This is a genomic window from Hyunsoonleella flava (assembly GCF_004310325.1).
Lineage (GTDB): Bacteria > Bacteroidota > Bacteroidia > Flavobacteriales > Flavobacteriaceae > Jejuia > Jejuia flava.
On the sequence record NZ_SIRT01000005.1, the window covers coordinates 183,374 to 199,658 of the forward strand.

The window sequence follows — 16,285 nt, forward strand, 5'->3', positions numbered from 1 at the left end:
ATGAAAAAGTATGTATCGATCATAAAATCTTGTGTACTAATATTAATAATTGGAGCTATTTGGTCTTGCGGAAAGACTAAAAAAAATAATGATAATCCAGTGATTGATAAAAAGGAATTAACAGCAAAAGATATTTTAGGAAACCCTAACTATTTAGCTATGTCTTATGGGGGTTATAGGCATGCAGATCATAGTATAGAACCAACCCATGAAGAGCTAAAGGAAGACATGAAAATATTACACGCCTTGGGTATTCGAATGATTCGCACCTATAAAGTGCATTTACCCCAGGCTGAGAATCTATTAAAAGCAATTAGTGAGATAAAGCAAAAAGATTCAAGTTTTGAAATGTACGTGATGCTGGGTGCTTGGATAGATTGTAAAAATGCTTGGACAGATAAAGCACCAATTCATAATGAAGAAAGCGAAGCCAACAAACCACAGATGGAAAAAGCTGTGGCGTTGGCAAATCAATACCCCGATATTATAAAGGTTATTGCTGTTGGTAATGAAGCTATGGTGAAGTGGGCTGCCTCTTATTATGTGGAACCTTGGATTATACTTAAGTGGGTAAATTATCTACAAAACTTAAAGAAAGAAGGGAAACTATCAAAAGATGTATGGGTTACGAGCTCTGATAATTTCGCCTCATGGGGAGGCGGTGGCGAAGAGTACCATGTTGAAGATTTGAACAACCTGATTAAGGCCGTAGATTTTCTATCCGTACACACCTACCCTATGCACGATACACATTACCAACCAGACTTTTGGTTAAATCAAGAAGGACTTGAAGGTAAGACAGATATGGAAAAAATAGAAATTTCCATGTTAAGGGCTAAGGAATATGCCATGACACAAACCAGTAATGTGAAAAAATATATGGAAAGCCTTGGTGTTGATAAACCGATACATATTGGAGAAACAGGTTGGGCAAGTTTTTCTTCTGGGCATTATGGTACTAATGGTTCTAAAGCGTGTGATGAGTATAAAGAAGCATTGTATTATCAGCATATGAGAGATTGGACCAACGAAGCGGGCATGTCATGTTTTTATTTTGAAGGATTTGATGAGCCTTGGAAAGGCGGTCCAAATACTGGGAATTCTGAAAAGCATTTTGGATTATTTACTGTTGATGGAAAAGCAAAATATGTGCTTTGGGATGAAGTGGACAAAGGCACATTTGAAGGTCTAACAAGAAACGGCAATCCAATAACAAAAACGTATGGTGGCGATAAAGAAGCCCTGATGAAGGATGTGGAAGTTCCTCCAACTCCTGAAGCGTGGCATGCAAGTCAAAACAACCATTAATAGAGAACTTATTGAGATGAAGGCATTAAAAAACATATCACTTTTAATAGTAATTGTGCTTATGATAAGTTGTAATAGTGAGGGCAAAAAACTTCTAGTTGAGGTTTATGAAACTTCAGAGGCTGGCAATAAACTGTCTAAAATAACAGAGTTTCAAAATTCAGGAGAAAAAGTATCACTTAAGTTAAAGCCTAACCAAACATTTCAAACTATTACAGGGTTTGGTGGTGCTTTTACAGAAGCGTCAGCATACTTATTAAATAAGTTGAGCAAAGAGAATCGCAAAAAAATAATTGATGCCTATTTTAGTAAAGAAGGCGCGCATTACTCTTTAACAAGAACACACATGAATTCTTGTGATTTCTCTGTTTCAAACTATTCATACACACCTGTTGAAGGCGATAAAAATTTAGAACACTTCTCAATAGAAGAGGATAAAGACGACTTAATCCCTTTTATCAAAGAGGCTATGGCGGCTTCTACCGATGGGTTTAAAATTTTTGGTTCTCCTTGGACAGCGGCACCTTGGATGAAAGATAACAACAAATGGGTTGGCGGTAAATTATTACCAGAATACTATGATACCTGGGCATTGTTTTTTTCAAAATATGCTGATGCCTACAAAGCAGAAGGCATTGATATTTGGGGTTTTACTGTTGAAAACGAACCATTAGGAAATGGCAACAATTGGGAAAGCATGCATTACACTCCTGATGAAATGACCAATTTTGTTCAGAATTATTTAGGTCCCAAACTTGAAGCTGATGGAAAAGGATATCTTAAAATTTTAGGATACGATCAAAACAGGGAGCACCTCAAAGAATGGATAGATTCTCAATATAAAAATGAAGAAACATCTAAATATTTTGATGGTACAGCGATTCACTGGTATGCCAGTACATTCCATTATTTCCCTGAGGAATTACAATACGCGCATGATAAAGCACCAAATAAACTCTTGATTCAATCTGAAGCATGTGTGGATGCTGAAACCCCCGTTTGGAAGGATGACGCATGGTATTGGAAAAAAGAAGCAACGGACTGGGGATTTGAGTGGGCACCAGAGAAAGACAAGCACATGCATCCAAAGTACGCCCCTGTAAATCGTTATGCAAGAGACATTATTGGCTGCTTAAATAATTGGGTAGATGGCTGGGTAGATTGGAACATGGTATTGGATACAAAAGGAGGCCCAAACTGGTTTAAAAACTGGTGTATTGCGCCTGTAATCGTCAATCCAGACACAGATGAGGTTTACTTCACCCCGCTTTACCACACTATGGCGCATTTTAGTAAATACATCAGGCCAGAGGCTAAAGTAATTGGTTTGGAAAACCCTGATGATAAGTTAATGGCAACAGCGGCACAAAACCCTGATGGTTCAATCGCTGTTGTACTTTTTAATGAATTCAAAACCCCAAAAACCATAAGCCTATCACTTAATGAAAAGAATGTAGAATTTTCAATAGATGCACAAGCTATTCAAACTATTGTAATTCCAAGCACAGCTAAAACTAACTAACTAAAAAAGATTAAAATTATGTCAAACGTAAAAACAGCCGCTGAAGATAGAGTGCCCTTAGGCCAAAAAGCAGCATTTGGTGCAGGTCATTTGGTTTTAAACCTTTACCCTGGAGCTCTAGGTTTCTTTATGTTCTTCCTACTTACAGCCTTTGGAATGGATCCGTTTCTAGCAGGACTTTTAGGAGGATTACCTAGGTTTTTTGATGCTATTACCGATCCTATTATGGGATTTATATCAGATAACACAAATTCAAAATGGGGACGAAGAAGACCATATATTTTTGTTGGAGGTATACTAAGTGCCATTACATTTGTTTTGCTTTGGCAGCTTGATGAAAACAATTCATCAGACTATAATTTTTGGTACTTTCTAATCATGTCCATGGTGTTCCTCATTGGCAATACCATGTTTGCAACACCATTAGTGGGCTTAGGGTACGAAATGACGTCTGATTATAACGAGAGAACACGGTTAATGGCATTTTCCCAAACCGTTGGCCTCATCGCGTGGGTCATAGTGCCTTGGTTTTGGGTAATTATTGCTGATCCAGATATTTTTAAAGATCAAGCAGAAGGGGTTAGAACCATGGCCATATATGTTGGTGTGGCATGTTTAGTCCTCGGACTTTTACCTGCAATTTTTTGCAGGGGAATAGATGCTGGAAATATGGGCGATAGAAAACCACTAACACTAAAAAATATCTTTAGCAACGTAAAAGATTTGTTTAAAAGTATTGGTGAAGCCGTTAAGAATAAACCTTTTATGAAGCTGTGTGGCGCAACATTTTTAGTATTTAATGGCTATCAAATTGTAGCATCTTTCAGCTTCTTTATCTTCGTGTTTTATATTTTTAATGGAAGTTATGAAGCCACTGCTACATGGCCAGCATGGTTTAGTTCCATAGGGGCTTTGGTATCAGCATTTCTAGTGATTCCAATAGTCTCAAAAATGGCGACAAAGTGGGGTAAAAAGAAGGCCTTTATCATTTCAACAGCACTTTCAATCGTCGGATATATTTTAAAATGGTGGTCCTTCACACCTGATAACGTGTGGTTATCCTTTATTCCAATCCCTTTAATGTCATTCGGATTAGGAAGCTTATTTACGTTGATGATGAGTATGACGGCTGATGTTTGTGACTTGGACGAACTTAGAAATGGCAGACCAAGAAAGGAAGGAACATTTGGTGCGTTGTATTGGTGGGTAGTAAAATTAGGTCAAGGTTTAGCACTAGTTTTAGGAGGCCTTGTATTGAGTTTAATTGGGTTTGATGGAGATGCAGCTACACAAACAGCGGAAACACTTACGCAACTTAGGATAGCTGATATTGTTATTCCAGTAGTTACAGCAGCTTTGGCTATTTGGGTAATGTGGAAATATAGCCTTACTGAAGAAAGAGCAAGAGAAATAAAAGCCGAATTAGAGGAAAGAAGAGGCGTATTGTAATTATAAACGCTAACAAACAAAACCAAAATAAAATGTCAACAAAAGTATTAATCATAGTAGGATTTGCATTTATTTTAATTGCGATTCTTAGCAGTATAAAATTGAGCTCAGGCGCTAGATTTATTAGCACTAAACTGGGAATACCAGCTGGAATAATTGGGGTTTTAATGATTATCTACGCCAGTTATTCGTCAAACTTAGTTAATTATAATAGACAAATTGAGCAAGTCTCCATTGGCAATAAGTTAAAAGTGGAGGGGCCTGTAAGTGCGACTAAAGTTATTTCGCCAATAGATCAGGATTCTGTTGATTGTAGGATATTGACCATGGGCGTTTACCCTGAAACTAACAAAAATGATATTTGGGTGTTGATTCGCCCAACGGACGACAGGTATTATCCACAGTCAGACCATACCAACACCTCTTATAAGAGAGATGGTGAGTGGCAAGTAGTAACACGTTTTGGAGGCGATTTAGGAGAGGTCTACGATTTAATTGTTTACGAAGCTGACGTTTCTGCCTCAAGTTTCTTTAGTGAAACCATTGCCAAATGGAAGGAAGCTGACGATTACCCAGGATTGCAACTTGAGGAAATGCCTTCTGGCGCAAAGGAAGTAGATAGAATAAAGGTATATACTCGAAAAAATTGTAGGGGTGTATTTTAATAGTTCGAAATAATTAAAAGTAAAACCAAGAAAAAAGAATAGCACAATGTCTTACAGAGAAGCATCATATTACACATCTAACTATAGTCAGATAGCAACGAAAGGTATCAATCTTTCAGATTATTCTTTAGAAGAATTAAAAGCCTTATGGCGCAAAACCATTCAAGATGGTTTTCATGGGATATGTTTTAGCATGTACCGCGATGGGCAATCTCCAGGCGATGATATAAGCATGGAACAAGTGGAGCAGCGCATCAATATTTTAAAACCTTACGTTGGTGCTATTCGATCATTTTCATGTATTGAAGGTAATGAATTTGTTCCAATGATGGCAAAAAAGCATGGTCTTAAGACACTAGTTGGTGCATGGCTTAGTGACGACAAAGAAGATAATGAAAGAGAGATCGAAGCTTTAATAGCTTTAGCAAAAGCGGGCAATGTTGACGTAGCGGCTGTAGGGAACGAAGTGTTATATCGAAACGATTTAACGTTAGATGAATTAGTAGGCTACATAAACCGTGTGAAAGAGGCGCTAGCAGGTTTGGATATTCCAGTAGGATATGTGGATGCCTATTACGAGTTTTCAAGACACCCTATTTTAGTTGAAAGTACCGATGTAGTATTGGCAAATTTGTATCCATATTGGGAAGGTTGCCCAATTGAATATGCACTCGGTCATATGCAAGCCATGTATGGGTCAGTTGTAGATGCAGCTCAAGGAAAACCAATTATCATTACAGAAACGGGTTGGCCTAGTCAAGGCGGCGGTCTTGATAGCGCCATTGCTGCTGAAGATGCGGCAATGAAGTATTTTATTGATACCATCAGATGGACTAATGAGAATGATATTCCAATTTTCTATTTTTCATCTTTTGATGAATCATGGAAAACAGGAGACGAAGGTGATGTAGGGGCTTATTGGGGCCTTTGGGATAAACATGAAAACCTAAAGTTCTAAGAGCAAAAAAGAAGTCAGGTAATTTGCTATAGTTTATAATATTTACTTTGAGATTGCATACTTGTTGTGTGGCGACCCAAATATGTGTATGTAAATATCATGCCCTTTATGTATAAGCTACTGAAGCACAAAAATTAAAATATGTCAATAGTTAAGAGCACATCTAGAGATAAAGTTCCTTTCGGGCAAAAAGTGGCCTTCGGAATAGGCATGCTTGCGAACCAGATGTTTCCGGCAATACTTGGAATATTCATGGTAGTTTTGGTGCAAGACCTAGGTTTTACTGGTTGGATGTGGTCGCTCATCTATTTTTTTCCAAGGATTTTTGATGCGATAACAGATCCAATAATGGGCTATATTTCAGATAACACTAAATCCAAATGGGGACGTAGAAGGCAATATGTATTAATTGGTGCTTTATTGATGGGTATTGCTTATGTATTTATGTGGCAATTGTATAAAGACAGTGGTCTTGATTATAATTTCTGGTATTTCTTCCTGTGGTCGATAGTTTTTTACTTAGGACTCACCTTTTTTAGCGTGCCTTATGTAGCCATGGGATATGAGATGAGTAATGATTTTCACGAACGTACCAGTATTATGGCAGTAGCGCAATGGATAGGCCAATGGGCATGGGTAATAGCGCCATTGTTTTGGATAATCATGTACGATCCAGAATGGTTTCCATCCGCAGATGTAGCTGTGCGGCAATTAGCTATTTGGGTTGCAATACCTTGTACGATTTGCGCTATGGTTCCAGCATTTTTCATAAAGAGTAGGTCTACACTTGATGAAAATTACGAATCATTAAGTTTAGCAAAGGCAGGTAATAGTTTAAAAAATATATTCTTCAGTTTTGTTGAAGCTTTTAAGATTAAAGAGTTTAGAAAATTATGCGCTGCTACGTTTTTGATTTTCAATGCTTTTAATACAGTAGCGGCCCTTACCTTTTTTGTGATTGTTTACAAATTGTTTAATGGAGACGCGGCTGCAAGCGGAATCTGGGTTTCATTATTTGGATGTCTGGGAGCATTGGGAACGACTTTTATTGTAATTCCTATTGTAACGAAAATGTCTAAGGTTATGGGAAAGAGAAAAGCATTTTTATTATCTCAGGGCATATCCGTTATAGGATACATAATGCTTTGGTTTCTGTTTATTCCAGGTAAGCCTTGGATGTACATAATTGCTCTACCCTTTTTCTCTTTCGGAATCGGGAGTCTATTTACAATTATGATGTCCATGACCGCTGATGTTATTGATATAGATGAATTAAATTCAGGTTTACGAAGAGAAGGTATTTTTGGTGCGATTTATTGGTGGATGGTTAAAGTCGGATTTGCAATAGCTGGCGGTTTAAGTGGAGTAATTATTGCCATAGTGGGATTCAACCCTGATCTGGCTACAACTGATCAACAATCTGCAGTTGATGGGCTTCATGCCTTCTTTTGTTTCTTCCCTATGGTAGGCACACTAATAGCAATGTATATCATGCGCAATTATGGTGTAAATGAAGAAAGGGCAAATGCTGTAAGAGTGAAATTAGAAAAAAGAAAAAAAGGTTATAATAAAAAAGTAGTTGTAGATGTCGTATAGATCTGATAAAATATTGTCGCTATCTGGATATAACTTGGATAACAAGACTACAAGAGGTCTGCAAAACTGTTTTAAAAGAGTTTTGAAAAACGGGATGCATGGTATTGGGTTTAGTCCGTATAAAGAAGGTCAAGAACCGGGAGACCAACTTTCAGAAAAGCAGATAAGAAGACGTTTAAAAGTAATTAAGCCTTACACAAGATGGGTACGGTCATTTTCATGTACCGAGGGAAATGAGTTGATACCTAAGATTGCTAAAGAAATGGGTATGAAAACCATGGTTGGCGCTTGGTTAGGAGATGAATCAGAAATGAATACAAAAGAAATAGCAGGATTAAAGAACTTAGCCCGAGATGGCGTAGTTGATGTTGCTGCTGTGGGAAATGAAGTAATGTATCGCGGCGATCTAAGCGAAGATGAACTATTGGGTTTTATTTATGATGTGAAAAATGAGATAACAGACATCCCCGTTGGATATGTTGATGCTTATTATGAGTTTACACTAAGACCACGTATCACTGAGGCTTGTGATGTAATTTTGGCTAACTGCTACCCTTATTGGGAAGGTTGTAGTATTGAGTACGCTTTGATTTATATGAAAGATATGTATAATAAAGCGTTAAAAGCTGGAAATGGCAAAAAGGTAATTATTTCTGAAACAGGGTGGCCCAGTGAAGGGGAAGGCTTAAATGGTGCGTTTCCATCTAAGGAAAATGCAATGAAATACTTTATAAACACGCAACTATGGTCCCAAGAAGAAGGTATAGATATTTTCTATTTTTCCTCTTTCGACGAATCATGGAAAGTTGGATCGGAAGGAGATGTTGGAGCATATTGGGGTTTATGGGATAAAAATGAGAAACCTAAGTTTCACACGAAGGGTGTAAAACTAAACAAAGCAAAGCGATTATTTGTGTAGAATATGATCTTGAAATCAGGCACTCATTAGCAGAGTCTATTACGGTACTTTTAGTAAATAGACTATACATAGTAATTCTGTGAGTTACATTACCACAACATTACCACAACATCATAGGTATATACTGTATTTGGGCATTTTTTGGTTAGAACTATAAAGCTTTTAAAACCCCATGGAACAAGGTGTTTTTGAGAAATGCTCAATAATATTGGGTTTTCTTTGAGATGTATGTTTTTTGTAGGGGTAAGTTTTGTCAATTTATCAATAACCAAGACTTAAATTTGGAAGACAACAAAACTAAGAATTCAATTAATATTAATTAAAAACTATTCAAGATGAAAAAAATTACTTTATTACTTTTTTTATTGACAGCATATTATGGTTATGCTCAACCAACTACCGATCCAACGGCGCCTCCTGCAAGAAATACAGAAGATGTTATTTCTATATATGGAGGGGGGAACGGTGGAAATCCGTACACCGATATAACAGGTGTTAATTACTCACCTAATTGGTCTCAACCAGCTCCATGGAATGCACCAGATCCAGCTGTAGATACAGGTTCAGGTAATTTGGTGTTGTTTTATGATGAGCTGTCATATCAAGGTACAGATTTTACTGCAAATGCTCAAAATGCAGCTTCGATGGAGTTTCTTCATGTAGATATATGGACTCCGAATGCAGAAACAATCAATGTATCGCCAATAAACAACGGAACAGGTGGAACGGGAACAACTGAGGTTCAAGTTGGTATTACAACTACTGCAGGCGCATGGACAAGTATTGACATTCCAAAAAGTTCTTTTACTGGTATGACTTGGGATGCTGTTGGACAATTTATTTTTGTGCGTCCAGGTTTTGGAAGCCCGACACCAAGAGCTGACGTATATTTAGATAACATTTATTTTTGGAAAAATCCAGCAGATCCTTTAAAAGATGCTACATTGAGTGATTTGCAAGTAGCTGGAGCCACGATTAACGGTTTTGGTCCTGCTACGTTAGATTATACATATGAAGTACAAATAGGAACCACTACTGCGCCTCAAATTACATCGGCAACAACAACCAATGGCGGTGCTTCAGCATCTATAACTCAAGCTCCTGGTGTACCAGGCGATGCAACAATTGTAGTTACCTCTGCAGACGCATCAACTATGCAAACATACACGGTTTCTTTCACGGCAACATTGCCTAATGATGCACCTAACCCAAACACACCAAATGGTGAAGTTTTAAGCCTTTATGGTGATACTGGCGGATTCACAAATATTTGGACACCTGATTATGCCTTTGGTGCTTTTGATTCAAAAATAGACTTAGATTCTGGCGCAGGAACAGATGAAGCTATTAAAATGGATTTCTCAGATGCAGGTTATGGAGAAGGAACAAATGCTCCTGTTGATATTAGTGCATATAATTTTGTAAACTTCTCATATTTTGCACCGAATTTACCTCCAGGAGCTAATGGACACGAGGTTAAATTTATTTTAATTGGACAAGGTGAAGGTGAAAAAGATTATATTTTGAAGACTGATGGTTCGGGTGATGGTATGTTGGTTTTCGGCTCTTGGCAAAACCTTAGTATCGATTTATCCCATTTTACGGCTTTAGGTTTAACAAAACCCAATTATCTTCAGTTTAAGTTAGGAACAACTTCAGATTTAAACACTACAATTGTTTACTTTGACAACATTTATTTTTCGGCAAATGCAGGAACATTAAGCAATAAAACTTATGCAAAAGAAACTTTCAAAGCATACCCGAACCCAACTCAAGAAAGATGGACGCTTTCTGGAAGTACTCAAATAGAGTCTGTTAGAGTATACGATGTCTTAGGAAAACAAGTACTGTCACTTTCTCCAAAAAGCAACGAGGCTGAAATTGATGGTTCTGATTTAAAGACAGGTATTTATTTCGCTCAGATAGAAACGATAGCAGGAATAGATAACATTAGATTGATAAAGCAATAAATAGTTGCTAAGTTTAGTTTGTTTTAAAAAGACGCTTTATTTAAAGCGTCTTTTTTTGTTTATGTATTTATTTCTTTACTTTGTTTAAAGAATCATCTTTACATGTTTGACGATATAATCAGAGCCATCCCTTTTGGCATCATTTTGGCGTTTACCATTGGTCCGGTTTTTTTTGTGCTTTTAGAAACAGGCGCAACAAAGGGCTTTCGAAGCGCTTTGATTTTTGATTGTGGTGTAATTTTAGCTGATATATTATTTATCGTCGTCGCGTTTTTCAGTACCAATAAGCTAGTAGAGAAAATAAAGGATGACCCTAATTTTCTAATTTTCGGAGGTGTATTATTGGTCGCCTATGGTTTGATTTCATTTATAAAAACATCTAGGTCCTTTCGAGAAATTGTTAGGGAATACTACAAAGTTGAAATAAAAAAAGGCTACGGAAAATTGTTTTTAAAGGGGTTTCTTTTAAACTTTATTAACATAGGGGTACTGATAGGATGGGTGGCGTTTATAGTATTAGCCAATACACTTACGGCATCTGAAAATGGAGTAGTCGTGTTTCTTACCACAATATTAGTGGTTTATCTTTTAGTAGATTTAATTAAAATTTCTATTGCTAAGAAACTAAAGAGTAGATTGACACCAAGATTAATATTCAAAACAAAAAAAATTGTGGCCTTAGTGATTTTAGGCTTTGGTGTGTTGCTGCTGGCACAAGGTTTTTTTCCAGAAGAAAAGGAGCTTATAAAAGAACAACTTGATAAAATGAATCCCATAAAGGAGAAGCTTCACTAAAGAGTAATACGCTCAATAATTTACAAGGTAAAGTCTAGTGAATCCCAATGAAGGAAACGCCTAGATATTAAAAAAATCGTTTACTTTTGTGCGATGCTGTTTCAGGATGTTTTAGGACAAGAACATATAAAATCGCACTTAACCCAAAGTGCCGATAACGGACGTATTCCGCACGCGCAGTTATTTGTAGGACCAGAGGGTAGCGGCACTTTACCAATGGCAATTGCCTATGCACAATATATTTTGTGCGGGAATAGTAATGGCGATAACACCTCTGGGAATGATGCGTGTAACTTGAAATTTAAAAACCTTTCACACCCTGATTTACACTTTGCATTTCCTGTAACTACTAGCAGCAAAGTAAAAAGCAAGCCTGTTTCTAATTTTTATCTAGAGGAATGGCGACAGTTGCTGCAAGAACAGCCTTATGGTAATTTGTTTGATTGGTACAAACTACTAGGTGTGGACAATAAGCAAGGACAAATAGGTGTAGATGAGGCGCATGAAATTGTAAAATCACTCACCTTAAAATCTTACGAGGGCGGTTATAAAGTAATGCTGATTTGGATGGCTGAAAAAATGAACATAGCCTGTGCTAATAAGCTTTTAAAGTTAATTGAGGAACCGCCAAACCAAACCATTTTCTTATTGATCGCTGAAGATGAAGAACAGATCATCAATACGATTCGCTCCCGATGTCAAGTTTTACATTTTCCTCCGCTAGCAGAGGAGGTGATTAAAGCAGCCTTGATTAAAAATTACAACTTGCAGGCTTCAATTGCCACAAAAATTGCACATCAAGCTAATGGAAATTTTAATAAGGCATGTGATTTGGTCTATCACGACTCTGAAGACACACAGTTTGAAACGTGGTTTATATTTTGGATTCGCAGCGCGTTTAAGGCTAAAGGGAACAAGGCGGCTATCCACGACTTGATTACATGGAGCGAAGATATTGCTAAAACTGGGCGTGAAACACAAAAGCAGTTTTTAAATTTTTGCTTGGATTTTTTCCGTCAGGCTTTATTACTTAATTACAATGCTAGCGATTTGGTGTATTTTGAGCCTAAAACCGAGAAGTTCCAATTAGATAAATTTGCACCATTTGTGCATGGAAATAACATTATGGAAATTAGTAATGAACTTCAAGATGCGATTTACCATATTGAGCGCAATGGTAACTCTAAGATTATTTTAACAGATTTATCAATTAAGTTGACTAGGTTGTTACATAAAAAGCCTGATTAAAAGTTACAAGGAATATTACAACGTCGTTCCGCAACAATAGTTCAAAATAATATACTTGCAAATGATTAAATGTGATAGATAAATTAAACTCTTTCTTTTTATGTTGATCTTTATAGCATAAAAAAAGCCAAGCTATGTGCTTGACTTTTAAGCGTTTATGTCTTTTACTCTTTCTTATACTCTGCATTTAAAGCATCCAAAATGGTTTGGGTTAAGTCGGTTTGATCTTTACCATATAAAACTGAGGAAGCACCATCGCTTGTGCCCAAAATAAAGTCGTAACCATTGGCTTTACCATAATCTTTCACAAAGTCTTTTACTTCAACTATTAGGGTGTCTATTTCCACTTGAAAAGATTGCTGTATCGCTTGCTGTTCGGTTTGGATTCTTTGGCTTAACAATTGTTCCTTTTCCTGAATCTCTTGAGATAATTTTTGAAGATTAGCTTGAGACATACGTTTTGCCTTGATCTGGGCTTCTTTTAGGTCCAATTGATAAGTGGCCACCATACTATCTCTCCTTTTATTAAATGTTTGTTCTTTTCCCTTAAAACGCTTTTCTAAATCTTTTTTGGCTTGGTAGTCGTTAATTAAGGTGCTATTATGCACATAGCCTATTTTGTTTGGTTTTTGGCAAGATGCTAAAACTAACATCGCCACTAATACAAAAAATATATGCTTCATACTTTTATTTTTTAGTTTGATTCGTTTTATTTTTCAAGGTCGCACAAATGTAACAAAGTATGTGAAAATGAAAACCGTAATTGGTTGGATTTTAACTTATAATAAAAAATTATAGATATTTTAGTTCGCTATAAGTAAAAACTATTATTTTTAGATTAAAATAAAGCCGTTTAAGAGCGTTAAAAATCCAGAAAGGATCTTTCGTTGTCTAACAGAGCAATATTGAAACAGCGTTGGTAAAATTAGCTTTAACGGTTTTTAATGATATAAATTAGGGAGGAAGCTTCTTTTGAGCCTAAGGCTTTGATATTTGAGACTAAGCCAACCCAAAACCCTTTGATTGGATTCATTTTTCCTGACTTATATTTTTCAGAGAGCATGCTCACATAGAATGCATCGAACCACATCGGTTTGGTTTTAATAACCTTTAAATTAAACTTTCCAACTAAACTTGAAACAGAATCCCGATTAAAATGCCAAAGGTGTCTTGGTACATCATAAGCTGCCCAAAATGCTTTGTAATATTTGGCATCGTAACTTTGATAATTTGGTACTGCGATTATCAATTTACCCTCAGGTTTCAATAATTTTTTAATGATTGAAATATGTTCTTCTAAATTAGGGAGATGTTCCAGAACATGCCATAACGTAATTATATCAAAACTATGTGCTTTAAATTTTAAAAGATGTTCTATTTCAAAAACAGCATTGCTTGTTTTTTTATTAGCAATAGCTCTTGCTTTTTCGTTTGGTTCGATTCCAAAAACTTGCCATCCATTCTTCTGCGAAGTTTTTAAAAAATCACCTGTGCCACATCCAACATCTAAAAGTGTTTTTCCTTTTAAAGAAAACGAATTGATCAATTTTAATTTCTTTTTAAGGGAAATACTTCTAACGAAATGATATGCTTTTTCAAACAAATTTCGTTTAGAATCTGTATGGGAAATGTAGTCTTCACTTTTATAATATTCTGGTAATTTGTTTTCTGATGGACGAGGTGAAGTTTCCAAATAACCGTATTCTGAATTTTCAATTAAATGAAACTCTTCACCAGAAACAGAGTAATCCTTTACGATGAGATATGATGGATTTGCGTTCATTTTAAAGTAAATTCAGAGTGTAATTCAGCAATATGAAAAGCAAGATTATTTAAAATGTTCCACGTGGAACGTTTCAGTTTTGTTGAAATTATCTTCCCATATAAACTAGCAATACAGAAATATCATTTGGTGAAACACCACTAATTCTTGATGCTTGAGAGACTGTTGTTGGCTGAATCTTTTTCAGCTTCTCTCGAGCTTCAAAACTCATGGATTTTATTTGTGAATAGTCAAAATTAGCAGGAATTTTAACGTACTCTAATCTATTTAATTTATCGGCGTTATTCTTTTCTTTAGCAATATAACCAGCGTATTTCACCTGAATTTCGGTTTGCTCAATGACTTCCCTATCCAAATTATTATTATTAATATATGACTCAACAGACGCCACTTTTCTAACATCCTCCATCTCAATATTTGGTCTTGCAAATATCTTAAAAAGCTTACCTGATTGCTTTACAGGAGATGAGTTTTTCTTTTCTAAAATTGGATTTATCTCTTCTGGCTTTACACTTTGGCTTTCAAAAAATGACACAAATTTTTCAGCAGCTCCGTGTTTTTCTTCCATACGTTTTAAACGTTTTTCAGAAGCTAAACCAAGCTCGTAACCTTTAGGTGTTAATCTTAAATCCGCATTGTCTTGACGCAATAAAGTTCTGTATTCTGCTCGAGATGTAAACATACGATAGGGTTCTTCTGTGCCTTTTGTAATTAAATCATCAACTAAAACACCTATATAAGCTTCATCTCTTTTCAGAGTAAAAGGATCCTTATCCTGTACTTTTAAGCTAGCATTTATACCTGCCATTAGTCCTTGGGAAGCTGCTTCTTCGTAACCTGTTGTGCCGTTAATTTGTCCGGCGAAATATAACCCCTCAACAAGCTTAGTTTCTAACGTATGCTTTAGCTGTGTTGGCGGGAAATAATCATATTCTATAGCGTAACCAGGTCTAAAGAATTTTACATTTTCAAAACCAGCAACGGAGCGTAAAGCCTTAAATTGTACATCTTCTGGCAAGGACGTAGAGAAGCCATTTACATAAACTTCAACTGTGTTCCAACCTTCGGGTTCGATGAATAGTTGATGTCTGTCCTTATCAGCAAAACGGTTTATTTTATCTTCAATTGAAGGACAATATCTAGGACCGAGGCTTTTAATTCTCCCGTTAAACATTGGCGATCTGTCAAATCCCTCACGAAGCAAATCATGCACTTCAGGACTTGTGTAGGTCATATGGCAAGAAAGTTGGTTTTGAAGAGGCTTTGTAATATTTAAATAAGAAAACTTTTCAGGATTGTTGTCTCCTGGCTGTTCAATCATTTTAGAATAATCAAGAGAACGTCCATCAACCCTTGGAGGTGTTCCTGTTTTCATTCTACCGGAATCAAAACCTAAACCCACCAATTGTTCTGTAATTCCTGTCGCAGCTTTTTCTCCTGCTCGCCCACCACCAAAATTTTTATCACCAATGTGAATCAATCCGTTTAAAAAAGTACCGTTGGTCAGTACAACAGTTTTAGATTTAATTTCTATACCTAAAGAAGTTTTGACACCAACAACTTTATCGCCTTCAATCAGCAAACCAGAAACCATTTCCTGATAAAAATCTAAGTTTTCTGTTTGCTCTAAAAGCAACCTCCAGTCTTCAGCAAATCGCATACGGTCACTCTGTACTCTAGGACTCCACATTGCGGGTCCTTTAGATTTATTGAGCATTTTAAACTGGATAGCCGAAGTGTCAGACACAATACCGCTGTAACCACCAAGCGCATCAATCTCACGAACTATTTGCCCTTTGGCGATACCACCCATGGCTGGATTGCAAGACATTTGCGCAATGTTTTGCAAATTCATGGTGACCAACAATGTTTTGCTTCCCATATTTGCAGCAGCGGCCGCAGCTTCGCTTCCTGCGTGCCCCGCTCCTACTACTATGACATCATAAAGTTCGTTAAACATAATTCTCCTTTTTCAAAAACAATGTTCCACGTGGAACATCTTAGAGCCCCGTTGTCACGGGAATGACAATTTTATTTGAACCCTCGACGCAGGTGTCGTGAGTTGGTAATAA

13 protein-coding genes are annotated in these 16,285 nt (G+C 36.6%); 10 read left to right on the plus strand and 3 right to left on the minus strand.

Features of this window, described 5'->3' with window-relative positions; genetic code table 11:
* The 10 genes from EYD45_RS08445 to EYD45_RS08490 all read left to right on the plus strand — a co-directional run bounded on the left by EYD45_RS08445 (nt 1) and on the right by EYD45_RS08490 (nt 12,430).
* The gene (locus tag EYD45_RS08445; protein WP_130964101.1) at nt 1–1,308 is read left to right on the plus strand and encodes a glycosyl hydrolase family 17 protein; all 1,308 of its coding nucleotides are present in this window, start codon (nt 1–3) and stop codon (nt 1,306–1,308) included.
* A gap of 16 nt (nt 1,309–1,324) precedes the next feature.
* Nucleotides 1,325–2,830: a glycoside hydrolase family 30 protein gene (locus EYD45_RS08450; RefSeq protein ID WP_130964131.1), complete on the plus strand. Its 1,506-nt coding sequence runs from the start codon at nt 1,325–1,327 to the stop codon at nt 2,828–2,830.
* Between the two features lie 18 nt (nt 2,831–2,848).
* The gene (locus EYD45_RS08455) at nt 2,849–4,279 is read left to right on the plus strand and encodes an MFS transporter (protein WP_130964102.1); all 1,431 of its coding nucleotides are present in this window, start codon (nt 2,849–2,851) and stop codon (nt 4,277–4,279) included.
* A gap of 32 nt (nt 4,280–4,311) precedes the next feature.
* Nucleotides 4,312–4,944 carry a hypothetical protein gene (locus tag EYD45_RS08460; protein WP_130964103.1) on the plus strand — a complete coding sequence of 211 codons (633 nt, stop codon included), beginning with the start codon at nt 4,312–4,314 and terminating at the stop codon, nt 4,942–4,944.
* A 46-nt stretch (nt 4,945–4,990) separates the two neighbouring features.
* A complete protein-coding gene (locus EYD45_RS08465; protein ID WP_130964104.1) occupies nt 4,991–5,902 on the plus strand; it encodes a glycoside hydrolase family 17 protein in 912 nt (303 codons plus the stop codon).
* Nucleotides 5,903–6,043: 141 nt separating this feature from the next.
* Nucleotides 6,044–7,498, plus strand: coding sequence for an MFS transporter (locus tag EYD45_RS08470; RefSeq protein WP_130964105.1), 1,455 nt, complete (start codon nt 6,044–6,046; stop codon nt 7,496–7,498).
* Complete coding sequence (locus EYD45_RS08475; protein ID WP_130964106.1) at nt 7,488–8,417, plus strand: glycoside hydrolase family 17 protein; 930 nt, start codon at nt 7,488–7,490, stop codon at nt 8,415–8,417. The genes EYD45_RS08470 and EYD45_RS08475 overlap by 11 nt, the downstream gene beginning before the upstream one ends.
* Before the next feature lie 335 nt (nt 8,418–8,752).
* Nucleotides 8,753–10,387, plus strand: coding sequence for a T9SS type A sorting domain-containing protein (locus tag EYD45_RS08480; protein ID WP_130964107.1), 1,635 nt, complete (start codon nt 8,753–8,755; stop codon nt 10,385–10,387).
* Nucleotides 10,388–10,489: 102 nt separating this feature from the next.
* Entirely contained in the window at nt 10,490–11,182 is a 693-nt protein-coding gene (locus tag EYD45_RS08485; protein ID WP_130964108.1) for a LysE family translocator, read from the plus strand.
* A 93-nt stretch (nt 11,183–11,275) separates the two neighbouring features.
* On the plus strand, nt 11,276–12,430 hold the full coding sequence (locus EYD45_RS08490) for a DNA polymerase III subunit (RefSeq protein WP_130964109.1): 1,155 nt from the start codon (nt 11,276–11,278) through the stop codon (nt 12,428–12,430).
* Nucleotides 12,431–12,594: 164 nt separating this feature from the next.
* Here the strand turns inward: EYD45_RS08490 and EYD45_RS08495 are convergent, their stop codons facing one another.
* From EYD45_RS08495 to mnmG, 3 genes are all read right to left on the minus strand, one after another.
* Nucleotides 12,595–13,113 (minus strand): OmpH family outer membrane protein, encoded by a 519-nt coding sequence (locus tag EYD45_RS08495; protein ID WP_130964110.1) that lies wholly within the window; start codon nt 13,111–13,113, stop codon nt 12,595–12,597.
* A 248-nt stretch (nt 13,114–13,361) separates the two neighbouring features.
* The gene (locus tag EYD45_RS08500; protein ID WP_130964111.1) at nt 13,362–14,213 is read right to left on the minus strand and encodes a class I SAM-dependent methyltransferase; all 852 of its coding nucleotides are present in this window, start codon (nt 14,211–14,213) and stop codon (nt 13,362–13,364) included.
* Nucleotides 14,214–14,301: 88 nt separating this feature from the next.
* On the minus strand, nt 14,302–16,173 hold the full coding sequence (gene mnmG, locus EYD45_RS08505; RefSeq protein ID WP_130964112.1) for a tRNA uridine-5-carboxymethylaminomethyl(34) synthesis enzyme MnmG: 1,872 nt from the start codon (nt 16,171–16,173) through the stop codon (nt 14,302–14,304).
* Between the last annotated feature and the right edge of the window lie 112 nt (nt 16,174–16,285).